The sequence below is a fragment of the Pseudomonas sp. FW300-N1A1 genome (genome assembly GCF_058789115.1).
This window is the reverse complement of the sequence record NZ_JBYTBK010000001.1, coordinates 336,748-360,068: the sequence shown is the minus strand read 5'-3', so window position 1 is coordinate 360,068 and position 23,321 is coordinate 336,748. Positions and strand designations below refer to the sequence as shown.

Here is a 23,321-nt window from a genome sequence, read left to right as displayed (position 1 = left end):
AGCAGGAATGGCATGCCCGTAAGACGTCCCAAGGTTGCAGTTTTGCTGGCTGCCTTTAATGGTATGCAGTGGATCGAGAGGCAATTGGTCTCGATCCACGATCAGTCAGAGGTCGATGTAACCGTTTATATCAGCATTGATCCCTCTACGGATGGTACTGAGGCTTGGTGCGCTGAATATGCTCTGCATCATCATGATGTTGTCCTGTTGCCGTATGCCGGTAGCTACGGCGGCGCATCGCGTAATTTCTTCAGGCTTATCCGTGACGTTAACGTTGAAGGTTATGACCTCGTCGCTTTTGCCGATCAGGATGATATCTGGCATGTCGATAAGCTAAAGCGAGCGAGTGAAGCCATTCAAACCCGCCATGTCGAGGCTTATTCCAGCAACGTTACGGCTTTTTGGTCAAGCGGTGAAACCCATCTGGTGGATAAGGCGCAACCACAGGTGGCCTGGGATTTTCTTTTCGAGGCGGCCGGTCCTGGCTGTACCTACGTACTGACCACAAAACTGGCCATGCAACTCAAACTCTCGGTACTTGCCCGTTGGTCAGAGTTGCAGGACGTCAGCTTGCATGATTGGTATTGTTATGCGTTTGCTCGCAGCCATGGTCACGAGTGGTTTATCGACCCGGAACCTACCATGCAATACCGTCAGCACGAAAATAACCAAGTGGGAGCGAATGTCGGGATAGGCTCATTACTAGTGCGCTATAAAACCATTCATGACGGTTGGTGGTTTTCTCAGGTGCGACTCATCACTGCGCTCGTCGGTAAGGAAAATGATCCATTTGTTCGGTGTTGGTTTCCACTCGGGCGCAGGCAGCTTATAAAACTTTCGTTCAGTGCGTGGCAGTGCCGGCGGCGTTTACGTGACAAAGTATTCTTTTTTCTGATTTGTTGGGCGACCGCAATTATCGGGAAAAGTACCAGATGAATGGACCAAAAGTTCTAGTGACCGGGGCGTCGGGGTTCGTGGGCGAGGCGGTGGTTTTTCGCTTGCTGCTGGACGGGAAGTTCACGCCGGTGGCTGCTGTTCGGAACTTTTCACGGCTTGTTGAGCATTGTCAGGTCGTGCCGTTCTCGCTGGGTGAGGATGTGCTTTTGCCTCCGCTGAACGATATTCAGGTGATCATTCATTGTGCTGCGCGCGTGCATGTGATGCATGAGGTCGGGGTTGATGCCTTGGCTGAGTTTCGCAAGGTGAATGTAGATGGCACGGTGCAACTTGCTCGCAAGGCTGCAGAGGCAGGCGTGAAGCGTTTCATCTACATAAGCTCGATCAAGGTAAACGGCGAGAGTAGCGTCCAGGGTTCGCCCTTCAGATTCGATGATATTCCTGCACCAATCGATCCGTATGGTATTTCCAAGCGAGAAGCGGAAATTGCTCTCCAGCAGGTCAGCCTGGATACCGGGATGGAGGTCGTGATCATCCGTCCACCATTGGTTTATGGCCCCGGGGTTGGAGCCAATTTTTTGAGTATGATGGTTTGGCTGAACAAAGGTGTGCCACTTCCTTTGGGAGCCATCAATAATCGAAGAAGTTTTGTCGCTGTGGATAATCTGGCGGATCTGATTGTCAAATGTGTCGACCATCCTGAGGCTGCCAATAATACATTCCTGGTCAGTGATGGCGATGATCTGTCCACGACTCAGTTGTTGAAGCGCATTGGCGCGGCATTCGAAAGGCCAGCGTTGCTGATTCCAGTTCCCGTTCGGGTGCTGAAGTTTTTTTTGTGTGTCGTCGGAAAAAAAGTCATAGCCCAGCGCTTACTTGAATCTCTCGAGGTTGATATTGTCAGGACTCAAACGCTCTTGGATTGGAATCCACCTGTCGGAGTGGATTTCGCGTTACGTCAGACAGTTGATCACTACCTGGATGCTCAAAAAAAATGATGTTTTGTTGGTTGTTAATTGCTGTATTCGTTAGTTCACTATTGTTGACTTATGTATTACGGTGTTATGCGCTCGCAAATAGTTTGATCGATATTCCCAATTTACGTAGCTCCCATGCTGCTCCTACTCCACGGGGCGGCGGGGTGGCGATCGTCGTTTCATTTCTGTTGGCATTACCTGTATTGCATTACCTCGATTTAATTGATCTATCCACAGTGATCGGACTGTTTGGTGCAGGGGTGCTGGTCGCATCTTTGGGATTTGCCGATGATCATGGGCACATTGCGGCAAAATGGCGCCTTGTCGGTCATTTCGTAGCGGCCGGTTGGGCGTTGTTCTGGCTGGGTGGGGGGGCTCAGATCTCTATCTTTGGTCTGCTTCTAGACCTGAGAGGGTTTATGGTCGTTCTTTTCGCTGTCTTTTTGGTCTGGATGCTTAATCTCTATAATTTCATGGATGGTATCGATGGGTTGGCCAGCATCGAGGCGATCACTGTTTGTTTGTCTGGGTGCCTGGTGTATTGGTTGAGTGGCTATCAGGAACTGATCTGGGTGGTCTTGATACTGGCGGCCTCTGTTGCGGGCTTCCTGTGCTGGAATTTTCCACCTGCTCGAATTTTCATGGGGGATGCCGGTAGTGGTTTTCTCGGGCTGATCATCGGTTTGCTGGCGATTATCGCCGCTGCTAAAGAGCCAGAGTTGCTTTGGTGTTGGCTGATAGTGTTAGGGGTGTTCATTGTTGATGCCACCTGGACGCTCATGCGGCGCCTCCTGCGTGGGGACAAGGTTTATGAGGCCCATCGCAGTCATGCTTATCAGTATGCATCTCGAAAGTATGGAAGTCATAAAGCAGTTGTTTATGCGGTGCTGGCAATAAATTTGTTATGGCTTGCGCCACTTTCGGTGGCTGTCGGGGTCGGGCTTATTCCTGGTGTTGCAGCGTTGATCATAGCGTACATTCCATTGGTGGTAATTGCGTGTAAATTCAAGGCTGGAGTGCTGGAGTCGGTGAGTTAATGCTGGCTTCTGAAAAATTATATTTCTTGGGTTTTTCTTGCGATTTTCGGAAGTCTCTCGCATCTCTCCCGCTGGCGGTCGTGTTCTGAGTGGCGCAGTTCCTCGGCGTGAGTGTTGCGACTCATGGCCCAGTATCAAGGTGGCGATGAGGGCTCTGCCGCGGATGAAACGCGGGTTTCGGGCTGCAGCGATAGGGGAGTAGCCTAAAGGTGCGCAGTTTGATAACCATGAAAAGAATAGCTCGTATTTAAAGGATGAAATTATTCAGTATGAGGACTTCAAAAGAGTCATTTTTAATGCGCTATTTAGCGAAGTTGCGCCGACTCGTGTCGAGTCCGAAAGCGGTCCTTCGGCCGTTATATCAAAAATTTCCTGTTCTGGCGAAAGTTCGTATTCGCATAGGTCTCTGTTTAAAAGCGGTTCGTGTAAAGCTTTTTTCGATAGTCAACTCCAATGATAATGCTAAGGCGATACAGGTCATTACGGATCGCCGCTTTTCTTATGCGTTATCCAGCCCGCTAGTGGCTTCGTGGCCGATTATTGATGTGTCAGTTGTTACCTATAACAGTGAAAAGTGGGTTGATGGTTTTTTTGAATCGCTAAAACATCAGAGTTATCCACTTGGGAAGTTGAATCTCTATTTTGTGGATAATGGTTCCAGTGATGATACAGTCGAAGCCTTGGAGCGTTGGCAGGCGAAACTGGGTGCGCAGTTAGCCGGCTTTCAGGTGTTACAGGGTGATAACGTAGGTTTTGGGGCCGGTCACGACCGTGCGATCAAGCTTGGGAAGGCGGATTATTTCCTTGTCAGTAATATTGATATTGTTTTTGCCGAGGACTCCATCGACAAGATAGTGTCTTGTGCGTTATCGGGTAGTCAGGAGGACGTTGCATCCTGGGAGTTGCGGCAAGCGCCTTATGAACATCCGAAGTATTATGATCCGGTGACGCTGGAAACCAATTGGTCTTCACATGCGTGCGTCTTGATCAGAAGATCTGCCTATGTTGAGGTCGGTGGGTATGAAGATCAAATATTCATGTACGGTGAGGATGTAGAGCTTTCTTATCGATTCAGGTCCTATGGCTTCAGATTGAGATATTGCCCTTCAGCCGTCGTTTATCACTATACCTATGAGTATGAGCAGCATGTTAAGCCGATTCAGTATATCGGTAGTACACTGGCCAATGCTTACATTAGGTTGCGTTACGGTCGGCTCACCGACAAGATCGGTGCGGGTGTTTTGCAGTTGCTATTATTGTTGCGGTCGCAAGCTTATCCGGGTTCTCGTCGGGATCTGCTACGCAATATCGCTAAAATTATAAATAAGACGTCGTATTTTCTGAACGGTAAAGGTCCCGGCAAGGATGCATTTTTTCCTTTTAGGGGGTTTGATTATGAAATGATCCGGGACGGTGCTTTTTGGCCTGTCGGTGACCCGTTTGTAGAACAGCCTCTAGTCACTATCGTGACTCGTACCTATCAGAAAAGGGACGAGTTCCTGCGGCAGTCCATTATGACGGTGTTCAATCAGACCTACCGCAATATCGAGTTGATTGTGGTCGAGGACGGCGGTTCGACGATGAGCTCTCTCGTTTCTGAGTTGCGGCCTCCAGAGGGGCGAAGTGTTAGATTCTACGGTTTGGAGAAAGTAGGGCGCTCGGTGACAGGCAACTATGGTCTTGAGATGGCCAAGGGTAAGTACTGCATGTTCCTTGATGACGATGATTTGCTTTTCTCGGATCATGTAGAGGTGCTTGTCTCGGAGCTGTTGAAAAATGAAGAAGCTGTTGCAGCGTATTCACTGGCGATGGAAGTCGGTACGGTCAACGATGGCAGCGCTGGGCGATATAAGGAGGTCAGTTATGAGACTCATAGCTCCTTCAAGCATGAATATGATTACGATGTGTTGCTTGATCATAACTTCATTCCCATTCAGTCGCTTTTGTTCAAAAGAGAGTTGTATTTGACGCGAGGAGGGTTTGAAGTCGATATGAGTAATCTTGAGGACTGGAATCTCTGGTTGCGGTATGGGTATAAAAATAGATTCTGTTATGTGCCAAAAACGACATCGTTGTTCAGGACGCCTGCGGACCCAAAAGTCAGGCTAAGCAGGCACAAACAACTGCATGAAGCCTACTTTGTTGCTAAAAGCCGTGCGTTGAAGGCTTGTGAAAGTTACGGCTAATTTTTACTGGCTAACAGTGCAGTAATTAAAGAGCTGCCTGTTCAGGCAGCTTTTAGGTTTTTTTGAGGGGGGAGTGAACTCTCCTGCGCCATTGAAGTCATTTCACGGCGCTTGAAGCGCAGCTAATTGCCGTCCGGTGTAACGCATTTTCGATCATGCCGAAGGTCTGTTTTTCAGGGGGGAGGCAATGGAGGGGTCGAGGGAATTTTCGTGTTCTGTGTGGGTTTGAATGTTATCATTCGACAGCATGTGGACCGCAGCGTTACGGCATTCGAAGCCTTGGATTACCGCTATATTTCAGCTGGGTTGGCTTTGGTTTGACGGAAGTCGACGACTCTTGGCGCTGTTGAGTTTAGGCTTCAATCCTTACCTTTTTCGCCATTAGGCGCTGTGGTTAGGCCTTTGCCATCCGTCGCACAGAGCTTTGACGGACTCGCCTCAGGTGGTTTTTCATGTTTGATTTAGCACTTTTTTCAGTAGGGCTTTCCATCCGCTCCATAGGTGAGCCGGGTAACCTGGCGGCATGCCGGGGATCAACAGTTTCGGGCAATACATGCTTTGCGCTTGAGGAAATACTGCTCCGATGAATGGATTTTCCCTTGCTGTGCCCAGCGTCATGCCAATCTGCCCCGAACCTAGTGCTGGTGAGTGCGGCATCTCCCTTGAAGGCTCCAGCCACACACCATTGAGTATTGTCCCATCGCTTGCGGTCAATAATGCACGCAGCCATGCACCATTTTCTGCTGAGGTTTTTGCTTGATGCGCCAGTTTTCTGCCAATCCTTTGGAAATGTTCGCCAGCCTATGGCGCAATACAGCCTTGATCAAGGCGTCGACTATACGAGAGGTGCTCGGCCGGTACCGTGGATCGGCAATGGGCTTGCTCTGGTCGTTTTTCAACCCGCTGCTGATGCTTGCGGTGTACACCTTCGTGTTCAGTGCAGTACTCCGGGCTCGGTGGAGCGTAGACAGTGATTCGAAAACTGAATTTGCACTGATTCTGTTTGCCGGCTTGATCATCTTCAACCTGTTTTCCGAGTGCATTAATCGGGCTCCAGGACTGATTCTTGGCAAGGTCAACTTCGTCAAGAAAGTGGTTTATCCGCTGGAAATTCTCCCTGTCGTGGTGTTGGGGTCCGCATTGTTCCATGGGGCCATCAGCCTCGCCGTCTGGCTTGTTGCTTATGGGATATTCTTTGGCGTACCGCATGCTACGGCATTCTACCTGCCGTTGATCATCATCCCGTTTGTGATGTTCATCATGGGGGTCAGTTGGGCGTTGGCCTCACTGGGGGTGTACTTGCGGGACGTGTCGCAATTTATTGGTATCCTGACAACTGTCCTGATGTTCTTGAGTCCAATCTTTTATCCTGCGACGGCACTCCCTGAAGCCTATCGCCATCTGCTTTATCTGAATCCGCTGACGCCCGCGATAGAGATGACGCGTGATGTTCTCTTCTGGGGGAAGCTGCCGGACTTTGAAATATTGGGAATCTATTGGGTAGCCACCACCTGCATCGCCTGGTTGGGTTTTGCCTGGTTCCAGAAAACACGTAAGGGATTTGCTGATGTCCTCTGAAGTCGCTATCAAGGTTGAGAACCTTAGCAAGTGCTACGAAATCTATGACCAGCCACGTGACCGGCTCAAGCAGTTTATCTTGCCCCGTTTTCAAGGGGTCTTACGCCTGCAGCCCCGTCGATACTTTCGCGAGTTCTGGGCTTTGAAAGATGTATCTTTCGAAGTGAAGAAAGGTGAAACGGTAGGGATTATCGGGTGTAACGGCAGCGGAAAGTCCACCCTGTTGCAGATGATTTGCGGTACGTTGAATCCCACTACGGGTAGCGTACAAACCAACGGTCGTATCGCAGCCTTGCTGGAGCTGGGCTCCGGGTTCGATCCAGAGTTTACCGGGCGTGACAATGTCTATATGAACGCTGCGGTGCTCGGTTTGGCGAAGGAGGAAATCGACCAGCGCTTTGATGAAATTGCTGCCTTTGCGGACATCGGTGCCTTTATCGAACAACCGGTAAAAAGTTATTCAAGTGGTATGGTCGTTCGCTTGGCGTTTGCTGTTCAGGCAATGATTGATCCGGATATTTTTATTGTTGATGAAGCGCTCGCAGTTGGTGATGAAAAGTTCCAGCGCAAGTGTTTTGCGCGTATGGAAGAGTTGAAAAGCAATGGCACTTCGATTCTCTTTGTATCGCATTCTGCGTCCAGCATCATTGAGTTATGCGATAGAACCTTGCTGCTCGATCACGGTGTCCGGCTTATGTATGGTGCCGCTCCCCAAGCCGTGCGCGCCTACCAGAAGTTGATCTATGCGCCTGAGGCTGAGTACAAGCGACTTGTTGAGCAGTACACTGCAGCAGATAGGTCGGGAGAGGCAGTAGATACCGATAAGGTGGCATTGCTGTCGGTCGAGACAAAACCTCTTCCCAGTGAAACATTTGACTCCGGACTGGTTCCGGAAACCACCGCGATCTACCCAACTCAAGGCGCCGAGATCAAGGCGATCTCGATTCTGGATGCAGAAGGCCATGTCGTAAACGTGCTGGAGGCGGGTAAAACTTATCAGATCGAAGTGTCGGGTCATTTCATGGAAGATTTTGCCGGCACTTACTGGGGTATACACATCCGTAACGTTTCCGGAGCCGTTATCACGGGGCAGCGTTTTCCAGAAGAGGGCACTTATTTTGAGCGAGCTAGTGCCGGACACTCCTTCAGTGTGAAGTTTTCATTCAAAATGCATTTGCTGCCAGGCGTCTATTTTGTCGGTGGTGGCGTATGGTCGACTCAGGAACCGAGCTGTGCCCACCGGATTATGGACGCGATCATGTTCCGAGTTATTCCGGGTGAAAAGTTGAATTCATTTGGCTATGTGGACTTGATGTCGAGCGCACCTCAGTCGGAAATCGGCTGAAAGGCGAGGCTTTAGGGTGTCAGGGTTCAGGTTGCCCTGACAGCTTTGACTCGATGGATATGACGTCGCTCGGAGCAGGCACAAGGTCAGTGACTTGTGCAGTTAATTTATTCGCTTGGAAGTTTGTTGCTTTAAATAGCGCATTCATAGGATCTTCAGACGTATATGCTAAATATTAGTGATTGGCCACCAGCTGACGAAAAGAAAGTATTCAACTACCTGCAGTGGAGTAGCTACCGTTCGGAGCAGTACAAGCTCTTTTACGTCAGCACACCAAAAGTTGCATGCACATCTCTCAAATGGTGGATTGCTTCGCTGGAAGGCTGCACGAAAGCGCTGAGCGGTATCACTGATAGTGCAGAAAGTAATCCGGACCAAGTTGTTCATGAGTTGCACAAAGTGGCGCCACACATTACCGGGCTCTCTTCGCAGGAGCTTGTTGAGGCGTTGACTTCAGACTCGTACTTCCGATTTGCTGTTGTCAGAAATCCTTACAAGCGAATTTTTTCGGCTTGGCAATCAAAGTTATTGCTGCAGGAGCCGCAGCAAGTCGGGCCTTATCTTCAGCGCGACTTTTTTCATCAGCCGCTAAGAAATGCAAATGACATTGCGTTAGCCTTTGAAGGTTTTCTCGAACATCTCGCCAGTATGGAGGCTCCCTCCTATTGGGATCAGCACTGGACTCCACAAGCAGTTTTGCTTCGTCCTGACTTGATCAATTACTCCAAGCTGGTAAAGATCGAAGAGTCGTCACAGCTTAGTAAGGCGCTGTCGGAGCGCCTTGGTGAATATGTTCCCGATCCATTTGCAGAGCGTCGAGCGAATGAGAGTCTTATTCCTTACTTGCCGGAGTTTGTGACAGAGCGCAGTGCAAATTTGATTCGCACTCTGTATGCGGAAGACTTCAGTGTGTTTGGATATGATACAGAGTTGCCGGAAGTAAAAGAGCGATTTTCCGAGCAGGAGTTGGAGTTAGCTCTGCGGGCGATCAAGCTGATTCGAGGGCGCCATCAGCGCCTGGGTGAGCGCACGCTACAGATTTCCGCGTTGACACAGGCCGCTGCGGCACTAGAGGGGCAAATCGCGAGTCTCAATGCCATCACGAGTGAGCGTGACGCGCAGATTACCAATTTCAATCACCTCATTGTCGAGCGTGACAGCGAGATTGTTCAACTTAACCATCGTGTAGTTGATCTGGAGGGGCAGGTAGACTATCTGAATCTCAATGCCAGTGCCGTAGAGTATGACGAGAAAATTGCGAACCTGAGTCGTACTCTTATTGAACGCGATGGACAGATTGCTGCTCTTACACAAAGTGTCGTTGAGCGAGAAGGGCAGATTTCCAGCCTTCAGCATTCTGTCGTAGCGCTAGAAGCTCAGTTGCTTGGCTTTAACCGTGCAGTCATCGAACACGAAGGCGCAATTAACGGTCATGCCCAGAATGTCGATATTCTCAGTCGTGCCTTAACAGATCGCGATGGGCAGATTTCCCACCTCAATCGTGTTGTTGGCGAACGTGATGGTCATATCACTCACCTCAAGCATGCCATCATCGAGCGTGAAGAAGAGATCGGTCACCTGAAGGACGAAATCGTTCGCATCGTTCAGGAGAAAGAGGTCGTAGTTCATTCATTGACGCAAGAAGTCGAGCAGTTTCTGGGTTCGCGCTCTTGGCGCGTCACTTCGCCTTTGCGCGCGGCCGGCTCCGTGGCTCGTCGGGTAAAGCGTCTGATCAGGACTCCTTCATTTGGTAAAATTATTGAAGTTCTGAGAGTCCGGCGTGACTTTTTTAACAAAGCAACAGTCCGCCAACTCCGTGATAGTTCGCTCTTCGATGCGGATTATTATCTGGGTCGGTACCCTGATGTGCGTGAACAGGGTATAGATCCGCTCAAGCATTACATGCTTCACGGCTGGAGAGAGGGTCGTGATCCTTCTGCTCTTTTCAGCACCTTGAAATATCTTTCCGAGAATCCGGATGTTGCTGCTGCGCGAGTGAATCCGCTGATCCACTTTCTCAAGTGCGGTCAACTGGAGGGGCGTTCGATCACCTCTCACACTGTTTCCAAAGCAGTTTCCTCAAGTTCTCCTCGTGTGCAAGTTACTGCGGCAGCTCAACCCGCGGCAGTTGAGCTGCCTGTACGCTTACCTGTTCCCAAGGCTGTAGTGGATGCGCAGGTTGATGCAATCAGAAAGTCCGGGCTTTTCGATGAAGCGTTCTATTTTGCGATGTATACCGGACTCGATGCTGCAATCGACCCGATCAAGCACTATTGTGAGGAAGGATGGTTCGACGGCCTGAATCCTTCTCCCGACTTCGATACCCTTTCATACTTGGGCGCCTACAAGGATATCCGCAGTGCCGGAGTCAACCCCTTCTGGCACTATGTTGTTGCCGGCGCCTCGGAACAGAGGATTGCAGTTCCCAGTTCGGTCGCACGTCACGAAGACGACATTCAATTTGGCGAAGTGATCAGCGATATTAAACTAATAGCGTTTTACACGTCCCCTGAGTGGGATGCGTTGCGTCGTGAAAAGTCGGCCTCTAGGGGCAGTTCACAGCTACTGGTTCCTGGCGAGGCGTTTGGTTTCTACGACTCAACGGACTGGAGGGTTCTGGAAAAACAGGCGCAGCTTGCAAGGCGTCACGGTGTGCATGGCTTCTGCTTCAAGCTGAACCTGGATTCCCGCGCTGCTAAAACAGCCCAGCCGCTGGATGTGTTCATTGCGCATCCGAGCATCAATTTCACGTTCTGCTCACAGACAGATCTGAATCCTGAAGGTCTTGAAGGGAGTCTGGCCGCAGCCCTGATGCCTGCTTTGTCCGATAAGCGGTGCATGCGAATCGACGGCCGCCCGGTGGTGGTGATCGGGATGTCTGGCGATGTTGAGCGCGATACAGATGCGCTTCGTCAGCTGCGCAGCCAACTGGCCGAGCTGGGTGTGAGTGTCTATCTGATCGGCCATTTGTCGCAGGCCAGTGGACGCGAACTGGACAGTGCCTTGGTGAGTCTGTGTGATGCGGTTCTTGATCTTCCCGCAGCTCCAGTCCCAGGGGAAACAGGCGTCTTTGCGCCACAGGACAAGAATGGGATCGCGACCGTTCCATATTCCGTCGTTGCGTCGCAAGGCGCAGCAAGGGCGCAACGTGCTCTGCTTCAACCCTTTCCGGTCTATCACGCGATTACGCTTGGGCGAGATGAATCGGCGTTCAAGCCTGTTTCTCCTCTGGTTTATACGCGCTTCAACACCGGCGAGTATCGTCGCTGGCTCGATGCGGCGATTGCCGCTGCAAGGGCTGCCCACGCGGAAGATCGTCGTCTCGTGTTCGTGAATGCCTGGAATGACTGGACGCAGGGCTTATTCCTCGAACCTGATCGTCTGGGGGGCTTTGGTCGTGTGAATGAAACGACCCGTGCACTCCTGGATATCAAGTCGAATACGTTAATGCCGAAAGTATCGGTCATTGTACCGAACTACAATCACGAGCGTTTCCTGCGTCGCCGACTGGATAGTATCTATGGGCAGACGTACAAGAATATTGAAGTCATTTTGATGGATGATTGCTCGTCCGATCAAAGTCGCGCGGTACTGAACCAATACGCTGCCAACTTCCCTGACGTGACGGTGAAGTTGTTCAATGAGACCAACTCCGGTGGTGTTTTCCGTCAATGGGCCAAGGGCATCAAGACGGCAACGGGAGATCTGATCTGGGTCGCTGAAAGCGACGACTATTGTGATGAGACCTTTCTGGAGGCACTTGTCCGTTGCTTCGATGATGAAGCTGTGATGCTGGCTTATGCAAAATGCGAGTTCGTCAGCAGTGATGAAGTCATCATGGAAGATGAGTTTCATAAGTACGTTAACGATCTGGAAGGCGCAGAAAAGTGGAGAAGTTCCTACGTAGAGACCGCTCACAACGAAGTGCGCACCGCACTGGGTATCAAGAACACGATTCCTAACGCCAGCGGCACGATTTTCAAGCGTCCTACCGATCTGCCACTGCTGGAAGACGAATCCTGGTTGTCGATGCGTGTTGCAGGCGACTGGGTTTTCTACCTTCACATTCTTCGTGGCGGCAAGATTGCCTATTCCACCGAGGGTACAAACTTCTTCCGCCGTTACGAAGGCAGTGCTGCCGAGAGCACTTACAGGAAAGAGGTTTTCTACCGTGAGCTCGGGATTTCTAGTCGGACGGTGCAGGCGCTATATAACGTGCCACTTTCTGTGCTTGAGCGCTGTGAAGAGGGCAGCAAAAGGCTTTATGACCACTACGTAGGGCACTCGAACGAAGAGTTTCTACGCTGGTACGACAAGGATGCGATCCTTCAGGCTCGGGCGAATCGAAAGCCAAATGTCATGGTGTCGACGATTGGTTTCTATCCGGGTGGAGCCGAGATCCTTCCTATCCGGTTGGCCAACGAGTTCAAGCGTCAAGGGCTGTCCGTATTCTTGCTGAGCGCTGGGTTGACCGTGCGAGAGGATGGTATCCGCAAGATGCTCAGGACCGACGTTCCGCTTGTAGAGACCTCGGATGTCGATGCGGTCAAGACGATCATCCGTGAATTCGGTGTCGAAGCACATAACTCTCATCAGTGGCATATTCAGAGGTACCCGACCCATGTGCCAGATGTTTTCTCGGACTTGGGGGCTCATGTTGCGTCCCTTCACGGGATGATTGAGCATGAAGATGCCTTTGGCGTCACCGAGGAGCAGCTACGTACTGCGGATAACAGTGTGAGCACCTGGGTCTATACCGCTGAGAAGAATCTCGTGCCGTTCTCGAACTTTTCGCTATACGACAACTCGTCCGATCGGTTCGTCAAAGTACCCAACGGGTTGCAACCACCAAAGGTTGTCGCTATTCCACGCGCTCAGCTGGGTGTACCTGAAGACGCCTTCGTTTTGTGCTGTGTTAGCCGCGCGATACCCGACAAGGGCTGGGATGAAACGATTGAGTCTGTCGAATTGGCGCGATCCATCTCGGGTCGAGACATTCGTCTGATACTGGTCGGGAACGGCCCGGTCTATGAGACGTACTGTCAAACCGGAGTGCCCGAGTTTGTCTATTTGGCAGGTTTCAGCGAAAACGCCGTGGGTTACTATGCGGCGGCGGACATGGGCATTATGCTGACCAAATTCAAGTCGGAAAGCTTTCCCCTGACCATTGTCGATTGTCTGTTTGCTGGTAAACCGTATATCGCCTCCGATGTGGGCGACATTAGAAATATGCTTAGCATATGGGATGAGGTGGCGGGCGAGGTGTTGTGTCTGGAAGATTGGGAGATTCCGATCGAGAAAGCAGCTCGGATTATTGCTGATTTTGCTAGCGACAAAGAAAAGCATCAGCATGCCTTGGCATTGGTGAAAGAGGTTTCAAGTCGCTATCGGATTGACGCCGTGGCGGCTCAATATGTGCGTCTGTTCGAGCGAGATATCGAAGCAAAGCATGCGAAATCGGTAGTGCCAGGCATTTAAACGAGCGAGGGCATCCTCTCAACACGATCAGCTCAGCTGTTAGTATTTACCCGGTGTATGAGGGTGTTGAGGGGAGCGTCATGCAAGATCGTGAAGTGGCATGCAGAAGCTGTCGAGGCGTAAGCGTGTCAATTTTGAATGCGACCGGTGTACAGCGCCTTGTGATACGGGTGGTTTGACCTTCTCGTACTTTGGAGCTTGTTGGGGCGCTACTTATCGTATTTCCATTTGTAGTATTTGCTAGGGTAATCAGGTCAAAGGCAGCGACAGAGCGCCTTGGCTACTGCGGCGTGAAGCGGCAGATCGAATCGTGCAGCATGGGAGGCAAACGTTGAAAAATTTCGGGAACAGTTCGACTGATAGAGTCATGCGTTCGTTGGTATTGGGTGGACGAGGCTTCATTGGTGCGCATCTCGTCGATGCATTGCTTGGTCAGGGGCACGCTGTGCGTTGTTTTGATCGGCCAAATGTTGTCGACCTCGGAGGTAATCACTCAAGTCATCCTCGGTTCGAGCTGTTTGAAGGCGATTTCACCAGTGAAGCCGATATAAGCGGAGCATTGCAAGACTGCGATGTTTGTTACCATTTGGTATCAACCACGCTACCGAAGTCGTCTAATGCGGATCCTGTTTTCGACGTGGAAAGTAATTTGGTCGGAACGATTCGTATGTTGACGCTGGCGCTTGAGGCCGGGGTCAAGAAGGTCATTTTCGTTTCGTCAGGGGGGACCGTTTACGGCGAGCCCACCCAAGTACCAATCCCTGAAACGCACGCAACAGATCCGGTGTGTTCCTATGGTATTGCGAAACTGGCAATCGAAAAGTACTTGGCACTTTTTCATCACCTGCACGGCTTGGACTATACGGTTTTACGCTTGGCAAACCCCTTTGGCGAGGGGCAGCGCACGCATGCGAGTCAAGGTGCAATAGCTGTTTTTCTTGGTAAAGTGTTGCGAGATGAGCCCATAGAAATCTGGGGTGATGGCTCTGTCGTACGTGACTACATTCACGTCGCCGATGTTGTACAAGCTCTGCTGGCGGCTCTTGAGCCATCAACGCAAGAGCATGTATTTAATATCGGTTCAGGTCGCGGGCATAGTTTGAATGAAGTGCTTGATACGATTGAGAAGATCACCGGGCGCGTTGCGATTCGTAAGTACTTGCCGGGGCGAGGTTTTGATGTGCCGCTGAGTGTTTTAAATATAGACCGTGCAAAAAACGTGTTGGGGTGGGCTCCAGCCGTAGGCTTCGAAGAGGGCGTGGAGCGGTTTGTGAAGTGGATGCAGGATGGCCAGGGTTCGAGAGTTGTCTGAAGAGGTTGTTTTATTGTGAGTGCGGTGCGCGGATCAAGTAATTGGCGCGCTGCACTACAAAACCGAAAGCGAGAGGCTGGAATGTATCGTAAGTCCGCACTTGACTGCTGATAAACATAGTCAGTGACTTTCTGCGTAGAGCAACAATGTGACACCTATCCGAAATCGCCAGTGTGCGATTTTTTATTGCCTGGAGAATAGTGAGTCCCAGAGCTTACGAAGCGTGGAGCGCTTTTCGGATGCGGCCTTATCCATGGAGTTGTTTCGTTCTGGGTGGGTGTCTTGCTTGAGTAGCGGCCTGAGTAGAGGCTCGATCATCAGCGCGTGAGCAGATGGGTCATAGTGGTGATCGCTGGGGTCGAGGTTCTGAAGAGATACTTTGAGGGTGCCAGTTTCATCCGTGGAGAGGCTATCAAAGTTCAGGTAGCTTATACCCTCGCGAGTGCAAAAGGCTTCCATGAGCGTATTGAACTTAATGGTAAGTTGTGTTCGGTCGGAGAGTGAGGCTTTTACTTCTTTCCGTAAGTTAGCTACCTCGCCCCACTCCATGTCGTCTCGAATTGTCGGGAGGGGGGTGCTGATGCAGATAACGTAAAATTCTCTCGCCACATCTTGCAAAAGCTTCTGGTAATTTTCCAGAGCCTGCTGAAGCATTTGTTCTACCGAGCTGCCATGTTTTTGAGCGCGGTACCAAATAACAAACCCGGTGTCGACCTCCCCAAGCATCACGATCACCGTGTCGGCTGTGGTAGTTTCCATTGCTGAGATGTATTGCGGCATGGCTTGGGTGACGGCGTTGGGGTTTTTCAATCCGGAAACGGTGGCACCGCCGACGGACGTCACTTCAAATGAATATTCAGGAAACAAGGCTTTCATTTTTTCAGAGCTGAAAACCAAAGCGTGAGAGTCGCCGAGTACAAGCACAGGGTTCATTGTTTGATGGGCTCCTGATTCAGTTCTTCAAGGTGACGTTTCGGCTCATGGTTCCAACGCTTATCGAGTTGGAGCATTGTGCATGTTTGCCGTTTGTGGGCATCTGTCAGTGTGGGGCAAGAAGAGACATAGGCTCAGGTCGCAGTCCTGGCACATGTCATCCTGTGGCCTGCGCCACGAAGCAGGCCGGTTGTGGTCGCGCTGGTTTGGTCGTTCAAGGGTTGATTTTATATGCGGCTGAATTTTTCCGATATTTTTCGGGCCAGCATTGATGCGTAGAGACGCAGTTCCGGCACAGCGGTCGCCTCCCAGAAGTTGGCCTTCAGCATAGGGCCGACATAACTCAGCCACTCGGATGGAGTGCCGTCTTTGCTTTTGACAGCCAGGCTGTTATCAACGAGTAGCCCAAGGCCCAAACTGTCGATAGCAATCAGGTCGTCACGTATCATCTGTTGCATCAACGGCTCCTCAATCAAGCCTGGGTTCGAGTTGGGGCCGGTGCAGTTTATGATGCGATCAACGTGCAGCTTTTTTACGTCGTGTATGCCGCGGGACTGAATGGTAACGAGTGCCTTGTCATTGTTGAGCTCAATGGATTTGATTCGCCCGGCCAGAGGGATGATTTTTTTGAGCTGCAGCGCTTCATCGAAAGATTGGTAGGTTTCCGGCGCTACCCGGTGGCGATGAACGTCCCAGTAAGGTTGGACGTGACGTAAAAACCTGCTTCGTTCATGTTCTGAAAGTTTCAACCAAAGGCGGGATGTAATCGGCCGCACGGCCGCGATGATGTCTCGCCAGTTGATGCCGGACGCTGCGCTGGACTTGATCTGTGCCTTGATCGTTCTCAAGTAACTTCGTGCGGTCGGTGTTGTGTTCAGTAGTTCGTCATGAAGCGAGGTCGGCGGGTGTGAGGTGCTTTTGGCTGTGCGGTGCGCCAGCGGCAATAGCCCGCGACGGGACAGCATGTAAATCGGCCCGGTATTGGTTGCTTGTATCAAGCTGGAAATTACATCGAGAGCAGTGAGCCCTCCACCGATCAGCAAAATCGACGCATCTGGCTTCTCGGGCAAAGATATTGGACCGCTCCACGGATTTGCCATATAGCATGCGGAGTCCAGCACACCGTCAAGTACGGCAGGGGTGCGTGGCGGGAAATGACCAAATGCCAAAATAACGTGATCGGCAAAAATCGTGTCGCCTGAGCACAGCTCGACATTTGCCCCCTTTTCATGAGGGCTGAGGCTCTTGACTTCGGCCGTTATACGCTCGACATCGATATGGTTTTTGGCATCGTGTTCGGCTTTATCCAGTAGTTCGGCCAGGTAGTTTCCGTACTGTTTCCTTGATACGAAAGAGCTCGAAGTGGTACCCGGCAAGCAGGATTGGCAATATCGCAGGAATGAATCGGGATCGTCGACCAATGCGCTCATATTGCCAGCGGGCACGTTAAGTAGATGTTTGGAGCTGCTGGTGCCATAGGCCAAGCCACGCGCAACAGCGCCGGACCTGTTGATGATGATGAGCTTGGCACCGTGAGGAGCGGAACGTAAAAACTCTATGGCGGCAACGGTCCCACTGAAACCCGCGCCAATGATCATCAAGGTTTTCATTTTTGCGACTGCTTGCCAATAAAATCGACAATGCGCTGTGCAGCTGTCTCCAGATCGTCTTCTAACGTATTGATCCTGACTTGTGGGTTCAACGGAGCTTCATAGGCAGAGTCTATGCCGGTGAAGTTCTTGATCAGGCCCTCTCGTGCTTTTTTGTAGAGGCCCTTTGGGTCTCTACGCTCGCATTCGCTCAGAGGTGTATCGATGAAAACTTCTACAAAATTCCCTTCGCCAATCACCTCACGGGCCAGGGCGCGGTCGCGTAAAAAAGGTGAAATGAACGCAGTGATCACGATCAGTCCCGCATCCATGAACAATTTCGCGACCTCAGAGATGCGTCGTATGTTTTCAACGCGATCGGCGTCGCTGAATCCCAGGTCATTACACAGCCCCAGCCGAATATTATCACCGTCAAGCAAATACGTATGACGCCCGGCATTGCACAGCGCTAGCTCCAAAACGTTAGCAATGGATGACTTCCCTGCACCGCTCAGCCCCGTTAGCCAAATCACAATAGGGCGCTGGCCTTTTGTAGCGCTGCGGCGCTCGGCGTCCACGGTTTGCAAGTGAGCTACAAGATTTTTGGGCATGTGTTCTCGTTATAAACTAAAAATTGTACAAAAATTGACATCTGTCGGATCAACCGTGCCTGGGCGTAGGAGCAGGGCGGCGTTCACTGCTCTGGCTGGCTGAATGTGTCTGTCGCGACATGAGTTGTCGGATGCAAATAGGCGACCTTCGTCGTCAATTCCATGATTGTTTTGCTTTATTGCAGTCTAGGAATTGTAGCTATGCTGTCAGCAAAATGCTCGTGTTGAATCGTCAGGGCCCGTTACCACGCCAGGCGTAGCCGCTTGGTCCTGGAGCATCCGACAAGTATTCAGCTGATAGTTTGTGCGTTGAGGTTACAATGCGGATCGTCGATTGTGTAAGGAGGGGGCCACGTGCTCGAGCCGGTGAATGGATAAAGTGCGGACTGTTCTGCTTGGTTTACCTCGCAAGCAAAAGCGACTGATACAGGTTGCTACCGACATTGTTTTGGTTTGGGTCGCTTTGTGGTTGTCCTTCATCGTGCGTTTGGGGATCGACGATATGTACAACCCCTTCAAGGCCCACGTATGGCTCTTTGTTTGCGCTCCGATCATCGCTATTCCACTATTCATTCGCTTTGGAATGTACCGTGCGGTGATGCGCTATTTTGGCAACGACGCTCTGATCGCGATTGTAAAAGCTGTCAGTTTATCTTCTTTGATTCTGGCTGTTGTCGTTTATTGGTACAGTAACCATGAGGCAGTGGTTCCGAGATCAATCATTTTTAACTATTGGTGGCTGAGTATGGTCATCATTGGTGGCTTGCGGCTGTGCATGCGCCAATACTTCATGGGTGACTGGTTCACAGCCGCTCAACACGTGCCGTTTGCCAGCCGCGATGATGGCCTGACCAAGGTCGCCATTTATGGGGCAGGTGTTGCCGGCAACCAGCTTGTGGCAGCGCTTCGCATGGGGCGTGTGATGCGACCAGTGGCATTTATCGATGATGATCCTAGTATTGCAGATCGATCCATATCGGGCCTTCACGTTTACAAGCCCAAACACATCCCGCAGATGATCGACGTCACCGGTGCTCAGGAAATTCTTCTGGCGCTACCGTCATCCACCCGGGCACGTCGCAGGGAAATTCTCAATCTGCTGGAAGGCTATCCGCTTCACATTCGCAGTGTTCCCAATTTCACCGATCTGGCCAGTGGCCGGGTGAAGGTCGATGATATTCAGGAGGTGGACATTGCTGACTTGCTGGGACGGGATTCGGTGCCAGCCCAACCCGATCTGTTGGCACACTGCATCAAGGGCAAGACAGTGATGGTCACCGGGGCGGGTGGCTCAATCGGTTCGGAGTTGTGTCGGCAGATTTTCTCCATTGGTCCGACCACGCTTTTGCTGTTCGAGCACAGTGAGTTCAACCTTTACAACATTCTTTCCGAGCTCGAGCGGCGTGCTGCCCGGGAGTCTTCTTCTGTCCGGTTGCTGCCGATCCTGGGGTCCATTCGTCATCCCCATAAACTGCTGGATGTCATGAAAACCTGGAGCGTGGACACCGTCTATCACGCCGCCGCGTACAAGCACGTTCCAATGGTCGAGCACAATATCGCCGAAGGCGTGCTGAACAATGTGATGGGTACGCTTAATACTGCGCAAGCCGCACTGCAGTCGGGTGTCGCCAATTTCGTGCTGATTTCGACCGACAAGGCGGTACGCCCCACCAATGTGATGGGCAGTACCAAGCGGCTTGCCGAGATGACCCTTCAGGCGTTGAGTCGGGAGATTGCGCCGGTGTTGCTGGGGGAAAAGGCCAACGTTTCTCGCGTCAACAAGACCCGGTTCACCATGGTGCGCTTCGGCAATGTACTGGGTTCGTCCGGTTCGGTGATTCCGCTGTTTCATAGTCAGATCAAGTCGGGAGGACCGCTGACGGTCACTCACCCTAAAATCACCCGTTACTTCATGACCATTCCCGAAGCTGCCCAGTTGGTGATTCAGGCCGGTTCAATGGGGCAGGGCGGGGACGTGTTCGTCCTGGATATGGGTGAACCGGTGAAAATCGTCGAGCTGGCGGAGAAGATGATTCACCTGTCAGGTTTGAGTGTACGTTCGGACAAGAACCCTCAAGGTGATATAGAGATCGAGTTCACGGGGCTTCGTCCGGGTGAGAAGTTGTACGAAGAGTTGCTGATCGGCGACAACGTCGCGGCCACTCAGCACCCGATGATCATGACGGCCAATGAAGACCATCTGGCGTGGGATGTGCTCAAGGGGCGTTTGAAGGAGTTGCTCAGCGCTGTTGAGCATGACGACTACACCCGGGTTCGCCAGCTTCTGCGCGAGACCGTCAGCGGCTACACCCCCGACGGAGAAATCGTTGACTGGATCTACCAGCAGCGTCGCCTCGAACCCTGATTGTTACACACTCTGCAACGGACACATTTTTGACAGAACCGCTCCATGACCTAGGTTTGGGAGGCAGCCTCGTAAAGGCTGCTTCTTCCCTAACGATGTCATGGAGTGTCACTTATGCGTACAGGTTACTTCCTCTCTCTGGTTTTCATCCTGATGACCAGCCTGTCCACTACCGCACTGGCAGCGCCAGCGGCGAAGACTGAGGCGGGTGCTGCGCCGGTGACGGTGCCGGCAGTATCGTCGGTCGGGTCCGCAAAGGTTGATTTGAACAAGGCGGATGCCGTGACCTTGCAACGTGATCTCCTGGGAATTGGTGAGGCCAAAGCCAAGGCGATTGTTGCGCATCGTGAAAGTAATGGTCCATTTGCATCGGTGGACGAGTTACTGGAGGTCAAGGGCATTGGCAAGGCAATCCTGGACAAGAATCGTGACAGGCTTGCCGTGAACTGATGCGTAGATGGGGTGCAAGGGCCGGTCATTGATCGGCCTTTTTTGTGCGTGACGGTTGAGTCTCTGTGCGCTGGCGTCACGTCGCCATTTGTCCGAAAATAAATATTACGACTGTAATATTGTCGTTGGATTATGCCTATAATCAATCCGCCAGCCCATTCGGCATTCCGCGAGCGGGGGCATCCAGGTTCCCTACGGCATCTTCCAGGAGTACGGCTATGAATTCTGTCCAGTCCAAAGGTACAGCGCTGGTTACCGGGGCTTCTTCCGGCATAGGCGCTATCTACGCCGAGCGCTTGGCGGCTCGTGGTTTCGACTTGCTGTTGGTGGCTCGCGATGAACAACGGCTGCAACATGCCGCAATGCGCTTGCGGGCTGAGCATGGCGTGCAGGTGGAGGTGTTGAAGGCGGACCTCACGCTCAAGGCGGATGTGATCACCGTCGAGCAGCGCCTGCGCAGCGATGCGAGTATCAGTTTGCTGCTGAACAACGCTGGTGTTGCGGCTGATGGAACCTTGGCGGACGCAGACCTGGATCAACTGGAGCGGATGATTCAGCTCAATGTGGTGGCGGTGACGCGTTTGGCCTCGGCGGCCGCGGCAAGTTTTTCACAGGCCGGCAGAGGGGCCATTATTAACATTGCCTCGGTGGTTGCCCTGTTCCCGGAGCGTTTCAACGCGACCTACAGTGCGAGCAAGGCTTACGTGCTGAGCCTGACGCAGTCACTCGACGCGGAACTCAGTGGTTCGGGGGTTCAGGTGCAGGCTGTTTTGCCAGGTGTGACGCGTACCGAAATCTGGGAGCGTTCAGGAATCGACGCCAGTGCCATACCGGCGGAGATGGTCATGGAGGCCGGGGAGATGGTCGATGCGGCGTTGTCCGGGTTCGACCTGGGGGAACTGGTCACCATTCCTTCGCTACCCGATGCCGCGGACTGGGATGCTTTTGTTGCCGCGCGCCACGTGTTGGGGCCGAACCTGTCCAGGAATACGGCGGCTGCGCGCTACAAGTAAGGCGGCTCTTTACTCGACCTGTTTTTTAAGGTGTTCGCGGGTGACGTCGAGGAGCCGCCGGGCCAGCTCCGGGTTTTCGACACTGCGTGACAACAGCAATGCGCCGACCAGGGTCGACATGATGATCAGGCTTTGGTCGGCGGCATTCTCGCCACCCAGCGCGTGCTCGACCTGTTCGAGTCGCGCATTGAGTACCGCGTCGCTGGTGGGACTGGCCTGGCCACGCAAGCCCAGTTCCGACGACATGGTGGGCAATGGGCAACCCTCGTGAGGAGAGGACTTGTGCCATTCGGACAAGTAGGCGTCGACGAAGGCTTCCAGGGGGCGGTTCTCGGCAAAAAGCTGCGCGCAACGGACACTGACTTCTTCACCGGCCGCTTGCAGGGCTTTCTCCACCAACTCGTCCTTGGACTTGAAGTGAGAGTAGAAGCCACCGTGGGTCAGGCCCAGGGCTTTCATCAAAGGTTGCAGGCCAGTGGCGCCGATACCGTCGCGGCGAAAGCGTGCAGCGGCTTCCTTGATAATGCGCTGATGGGTCTGGGCTTTATGGTCCTGCGAGTAGCGCATCTGAAAATCTCCACGGCGATGGGCCATCTTAACCAAGGTAAATAAGATGGTGACTGTACTTTTACTGCCATAAAGCATGCAGATGCGTCCAACGTGTCAGTAACGCGCGTAAACAGGTGACACGAATACGGATTAATCAGTGACTGGCGATTGTTCAACAAGGGCGAGTTGATGAGGGTGAGTGGCGGACTTCCCTGGCTGACCACACCACACTGGAGCTGCATGCCGACAGCATTGGTGGCCGTTTGCTCCCGGGCAAGGCGCTGGCGGCCCCGGATCTGGCCTGCGACTACTGCCCCATGGCTTGACGGACCTCGAGGTGCATGACGTGCTGAATATTTTCCAATGCACGGGCGCGCACGGCTGCATATCGCCAAGGCGGATTGGCAGGTGCAGTGAGTGCCGTGGCGAGGGGGCAATTCCCTCGCCACGTTTTTCAATCAGCGATCCTGAGCGTCCTTGGCGTCCATTTCTGCGTTGCGCTCGGCCACGCGTTTACGCTGTTCATCGGTCAGCTCAACCTTGTTTGCGGTGTCGCGCAGCAGCATCAGGCCACCGACGATCGAGCCGATTGCAAGTATCAGAATCAACCAGCCATACCAGGGCATAGGGCTCTCCTTAAGTGCAGGCGTCAACGCCGTGCTTATCCATTTTGAGTCACTGCGTTTCTCAGTGGTTCCATTCTAGGCCTGTTCTGCACGTTTGACGTCATTTACGCCGCAGGCCAACGCATTGCTCGCGATGGCCTGGTTCAATCCGCCGTAACAAAGCCATAAAGCCACTCTTTACGCTTTCTTTATGTCGCGCCCACCCCCTCGATCTCGTTCTTTTACGGCCTGGCTGCGGACAATGCCTCCACACGCGGCAATCGCCGTATGACGGAGAAATTCCATGAGCGTTCTGGACGGGGTGTCCCTGCTATTGGCGGTTGGACTGTTCATCTATCTATTGGTCGCGCTATTACGCGCGGATCAGCACTAGGA

The 23,321-nt window shown here is 52.3% G+C and carries 17 protein-coding genes; 12 read left to right on the top strand and 5 right to left on the bottom strand.

Annotation, left to right across the window (positions count from 1 at the left end):
* Nucleotides 1-12 precede the first annotated feature (12 nt).
* From AC3WQN_RS01780 to AC3WQN_RS01745, 8 genes are all read left to right on the top strand, one after another.
* Complete coding sequence (locus AC3WQN_RS01780) at nt 13-936, top strand: glycosyltransferase (protein ID WP_103399129.1); 924 nt, start codon at nt 13-15, stop codon at nt 934-936.
* Nucleotides 933-1,895 carry a UDP-glucose 4-epimerase family protein gene (locus AC3WQN_RS01775; protein ID WP_103399128.1) on the top strand — a complete coding sequence of 321 codons (963 nt, stop codon included), beginning with the start codon at nt 933-935 and terminating at the stop codon, nt 1,893-1,895. The genes AC3WQN_RS01780 and AC3WQN_RS01775 overlap by 4 nt, the downstream gene beginning before the upstream one ends.
* A complete protein-coding gene (locus AC3WQN_RS01770) occupies nt 1,892-2,911 on the top strand; it encodes an MraY family glycosyltransferase (protein WP_103399127.1) in 1,020 nt (339 codons plus the stop codon). The genes AC3WQN_RS01775 and AC3WQN_RS01770 overlap by 4 nt, the downstream gene beginning before the upstream one ends.
* 296 nt (nt 2,912-3,207) lie before the next feature.
* Nucleotides 3,208-5,097, top strand: coding sequence for a glycosyltransferase family 2 protein (locus AC3WQN_RS01765; RefSeq protein WP_158248597.1), 1,890 nt, complete (start codon nt 3,208-3,210; stop codon nt 5,095-5,097).
* A 759-nt stretch (nt 5,098-5,856) separates the two neighbouring features.
* A complete protein-coding gene (locus AC3WQN_RS01760) occupies nt 5,857-6,675 on the top strand; it encodes an ABC transporter permease (protein ID WP_103399125.1) in 819 nt (272 codons plus the stop codon).
* Nucleotides 6,665-8,020 carry an ABC transporter ATP-binding protein gene (locus tag AC3WQN_RS01755; protein WP_103399124.1) on the top strand — a complete coding sequence of 452 codons (1,356 nt, stop codon included), beginning with the start codon at nt 6,665-6,667 and terminating at the stop codon, nt 8,018-8,020. The genes AC3WQN_RS01760 and AC3WQN_RS01755 overlap by 11 nt, the downstream gene beginning before the upstream one ends.
* A 165-nt stretch (nt 8,021-8,185) precedes the next feature.
* Nucleotides 8,186-13,498 (top strand): glycoside hydrolase family 99-like domain-containing protein, encoded by a 5,313-nt coding sequence (locus AC3WQN_RS01750; protein WP_103399123.1) that lies wholly within the window; start codon nt 8,186-8,188, stop codon nt 13,496-13,498.
* Nucleotides 13,499-13,865: 367 nt separating this feature from the next.
* Nucleotides 13,866-14,810: an NAD-dependent epimerase/dehydratase family protein gene (locus AC3WQN_RS01745; protein WP_103399122.1), complete on the top strand. Its 945-nt coding sequence runs from the start codon at nt 13,866-13,868 to the stop codon at nt 14,808-14,810.
* Between the two features lie 183 nt (nt 14,811-14,993).
* On the opposite strand, the gene AC3WQN_RS01740 is transcribed toward AC3WQN_RS01745, so the two are convergent.
* From AC3WQN_RS01740 to cysC, 3 genes are all read right to left on the bottom strand, one after another.
* Entirely contained in the window at nt 14,994-15,743 is a 750-nt protein-coding gene (locus tag AC3WQN_RS01740; protein WP_103399121.1) for an SGNH/GDSL hydrolase family protein, read from the bottom strand.
* A gap of 227 nt (nt 15,744-15,970) precedes the next feature.
* Complete coding sequence (locus AC3WQN_RS01735; RefSeq protein WP_103399120.1) at nt 15,971-17,353, bottom strand: FAD/NAD(P)-binding protein; 1,383 nt, start codon at nt 17,351-17,353, stop codon at nt 15,971-15,973.
* Entirely contained in the window at nt 17,350-17,943 is a 594-nt protein-coding gene (gene cysC / locus AC3WQN_RS01730; RefSeq protein ID WP_103399119.1) for an adenylyl-sulfate kinase, read from the bottom strand. Before cysC ends, AC3WQN_RS01735 begins: the two co-directional genes overlap by 4 nt.
* A gap of 370 nt (nt 17,944-18,313) precedes the next feature.
* Between cysC and AC3WQN_RS01725 the strand changes: the two genes are divergently transcribed.
* The 3 genes from AC3WQN_RS01725 to AC3WQN_RS01715 all read left to right on the top strand — a co-directional run bounded on the left by AC3WQN_RS01725 (nt 18,314) and on the right by AC3WQN_RS01715 (nt 21,771).
* A complete protein-coding gene (locus AC3WQN_RS01725; RefSeq protein ID WP_103399118.1) occupies nt 18,314-20,308 on the top strand; it encodes a polysaccharide biosynthesis protein in 1,995 nt (664 codons plus the stop codon).
* Nucleotides 20,309-20,422: 114 nt separating this feature from the next.
* Nucleotides 20,423-20,758: a ComEA family DNA-binding protein gene (locus tag AC3WQN_RS01720; RefSeq protein ID WP_103399117.1), complete on the top strand. Its 336-nt coding sequence runs from the start codon at nt 20,423-20,425 to the stop codon at nt 20,756-20,758.
* Between the two features lie 218 nt (nt 20,759-20,976).
* On the top strand, nt 20,977-21,771 hold the full coding sequence (locus AC3WQN_RS01715) for an SDR family NAD(P)-dependent oxidoreductase (RefSeq protein ID WP_103399116.1): 795 nt from the start codon (nt 20,977-20,979) through the stop codon (nt 21,769-21,771).
* Nucleotides 21,772-21,780: 9 nt separating this feature from the next.
* Here the strand turns inward: AC3WQN_RS01715 and AC3WQN_RS01710 are convergent, their stop codons facing one another.
* Together AC3WQN_RS01710 and AC3WQN_RS01705 are read right to left on the bottom strand one after the other, a co-directional pair.
* Complete coding sequence (locus tag AC3WQN_RS01710) at nt 21,781-22,338, bottom strand: TetR/AcrR family transcriptional regulator (RefSeq protein WP_103399115.1); 558 nt, start codon at nt 22,336-22,338, stop codon at nt 21,781-21,783.
* Nucleotides 22,339-22,778: 440 nt separating this feature from the next.
* A complete protein-coding gene (locus tag AC3WQN_RS01705) occupies nt 22,779-22,946 on the bottom strand; it encodes a DUF2897 family protein (protein WP_095078634.1) in 168 nt (55 codons plus the stop codon).
* A gap of 283 nt (nt 22,947-23,229) precedes the next feature.
* Here AC3WQN_RS01705 and kdpF point away from each other — a divergent pair, with 283 nt between their 5' ends.
* Nucleotides 23,230-23,319 carry a K(+)-transporting ATPase subunit F gene (gene kdpF, locus AC3WQN_RS01700; protein ID WP_019692955.1) on the top strand — a complete coding sequence of 30 codons (90 nt, stop codon included), beginning with the start codon at nt 23,230-23,232 and terminating at the stop codon, nt 23,317-23,319.
* Nucleotides 23,320-23,321 lie beyond the last annotated feature (2 nt).

Coding starts and splice junctions, on each gene's coding strand:
- AC3WQN_RS01775 (WP_103399128.1), top strand. CDS start 933: ATGAATGGACCAAAAGTTCTAGTGACCGGGGCGTCGGGGTTCGTGGGC.
- AC3WQN_RS01765 (WP_158248597.1), top strand. CDS start 3,208: ATGCGCTATTTAGCGAAGTTGCGCCGACTCGTGTCGAGTCCGAAAGCG.
- AC3WQN_RS01750 (WP_103399123.1), top strand. CDS start 8,186: ATGCTAAATATTAGTGATTGGCCACCAGCTGACGAAAAGAAAGTATTC.
- AC3WQN_RS01770 (WP_103399127.1), top strand. CDS start 1,892: ATGATGTTTTGTTGGTTGTTAATTGCTGTATTCGTTAGTTCACTATTG.
- AC3WQN_RS01760 (WP_103399125.1), top strand. CDS start 5,857: ATGCGCCAGTTTTCTGCCAATCCTTTGGAAATGTTCGCCAGCCTATGG.
- AC3WQN_RS01725 (WP_103399118.1), top strand. CDS start 18,314: ATGGATAAAGTGCGGACTGTTCTGCTTGGTTTACCTCGCAAGCAAAAG.
- AC3WQN_RS01735 (WP_103399120.1), bottom strand. CDS start 17,353: ATGAAAACCTTGATGATCATTGGCGCGGGTTTCAGTGGGACCGTTGCC.
- AC3WQN_RS01780 (WP_103399129.1), top strand. CDS start 13: ATGCCCGTAAGACGTCCCAAGGTTGCAGTTTTGCTGGCTGCCTTTAAT.
- cysC (WP_103399119.1), bottom strand. CDS start 17,943: ATGCCCAAAAATCTTGTAGCTCACTTGCAAACCGTGGACGCCGAGCGC.
- AC3WQN_RS01755 (WP_103399124.1), top strand. CDS start 6,665: ATGTCCTCTGAAGTCGCTATCAAGGTTGAGAACCTTAGCAAGTGCTAC.
- AC3WQN_RS01740 (WP_103399121.1), bottom strand. CDS start 15,743: ATGAACCCTGTGCTTGTACTCGGCGACTCTCACGCTTTGGTTTTCAGC.
- AC3WQN_RS01720 (WP_103399117.1), top strand. CDS start 20,423: ATGCGTACAGGTTACTTCCTCTCTCTGGTTTTCATCCTGATGACCAGC.
- AC3WQN_RS01710 (WP_103399115.1), bottom strand. CDS start 22,338: ATGCGCTACTCGCAGGACCATAAAGCCCAGACCCATCAGCGCATTATC.
- AC3WQN_RS01705 (WP_095078634.1), bottom strand. CDS start 22,946: ATGCCCTGGTATGGCTGGTTGATTCTGATACTTGCAATCGGCTCGATC.
- AC3WQN_RS01715 (WP_103399116.1), top strand. CDS start 20,977: ATGAATTCTGTCCAGTCCAAAGGTACAGCGCTGGTTACCGGGGCTTCT.
- kdpF (WP_019692955.1), top strand. CDS start 23,230: ATGAGCGTTCTGGACGGGGTGTCCCTGCTATTGGCGGTTGGACTGTTC.
- AC3WQN_RS01745 (WP_103399122.1), top strand. CDS start 13,866: ATGCGTTCGTTGGTATTGGGTGGACGAGGCTTCATTGGTGCGCATCTC.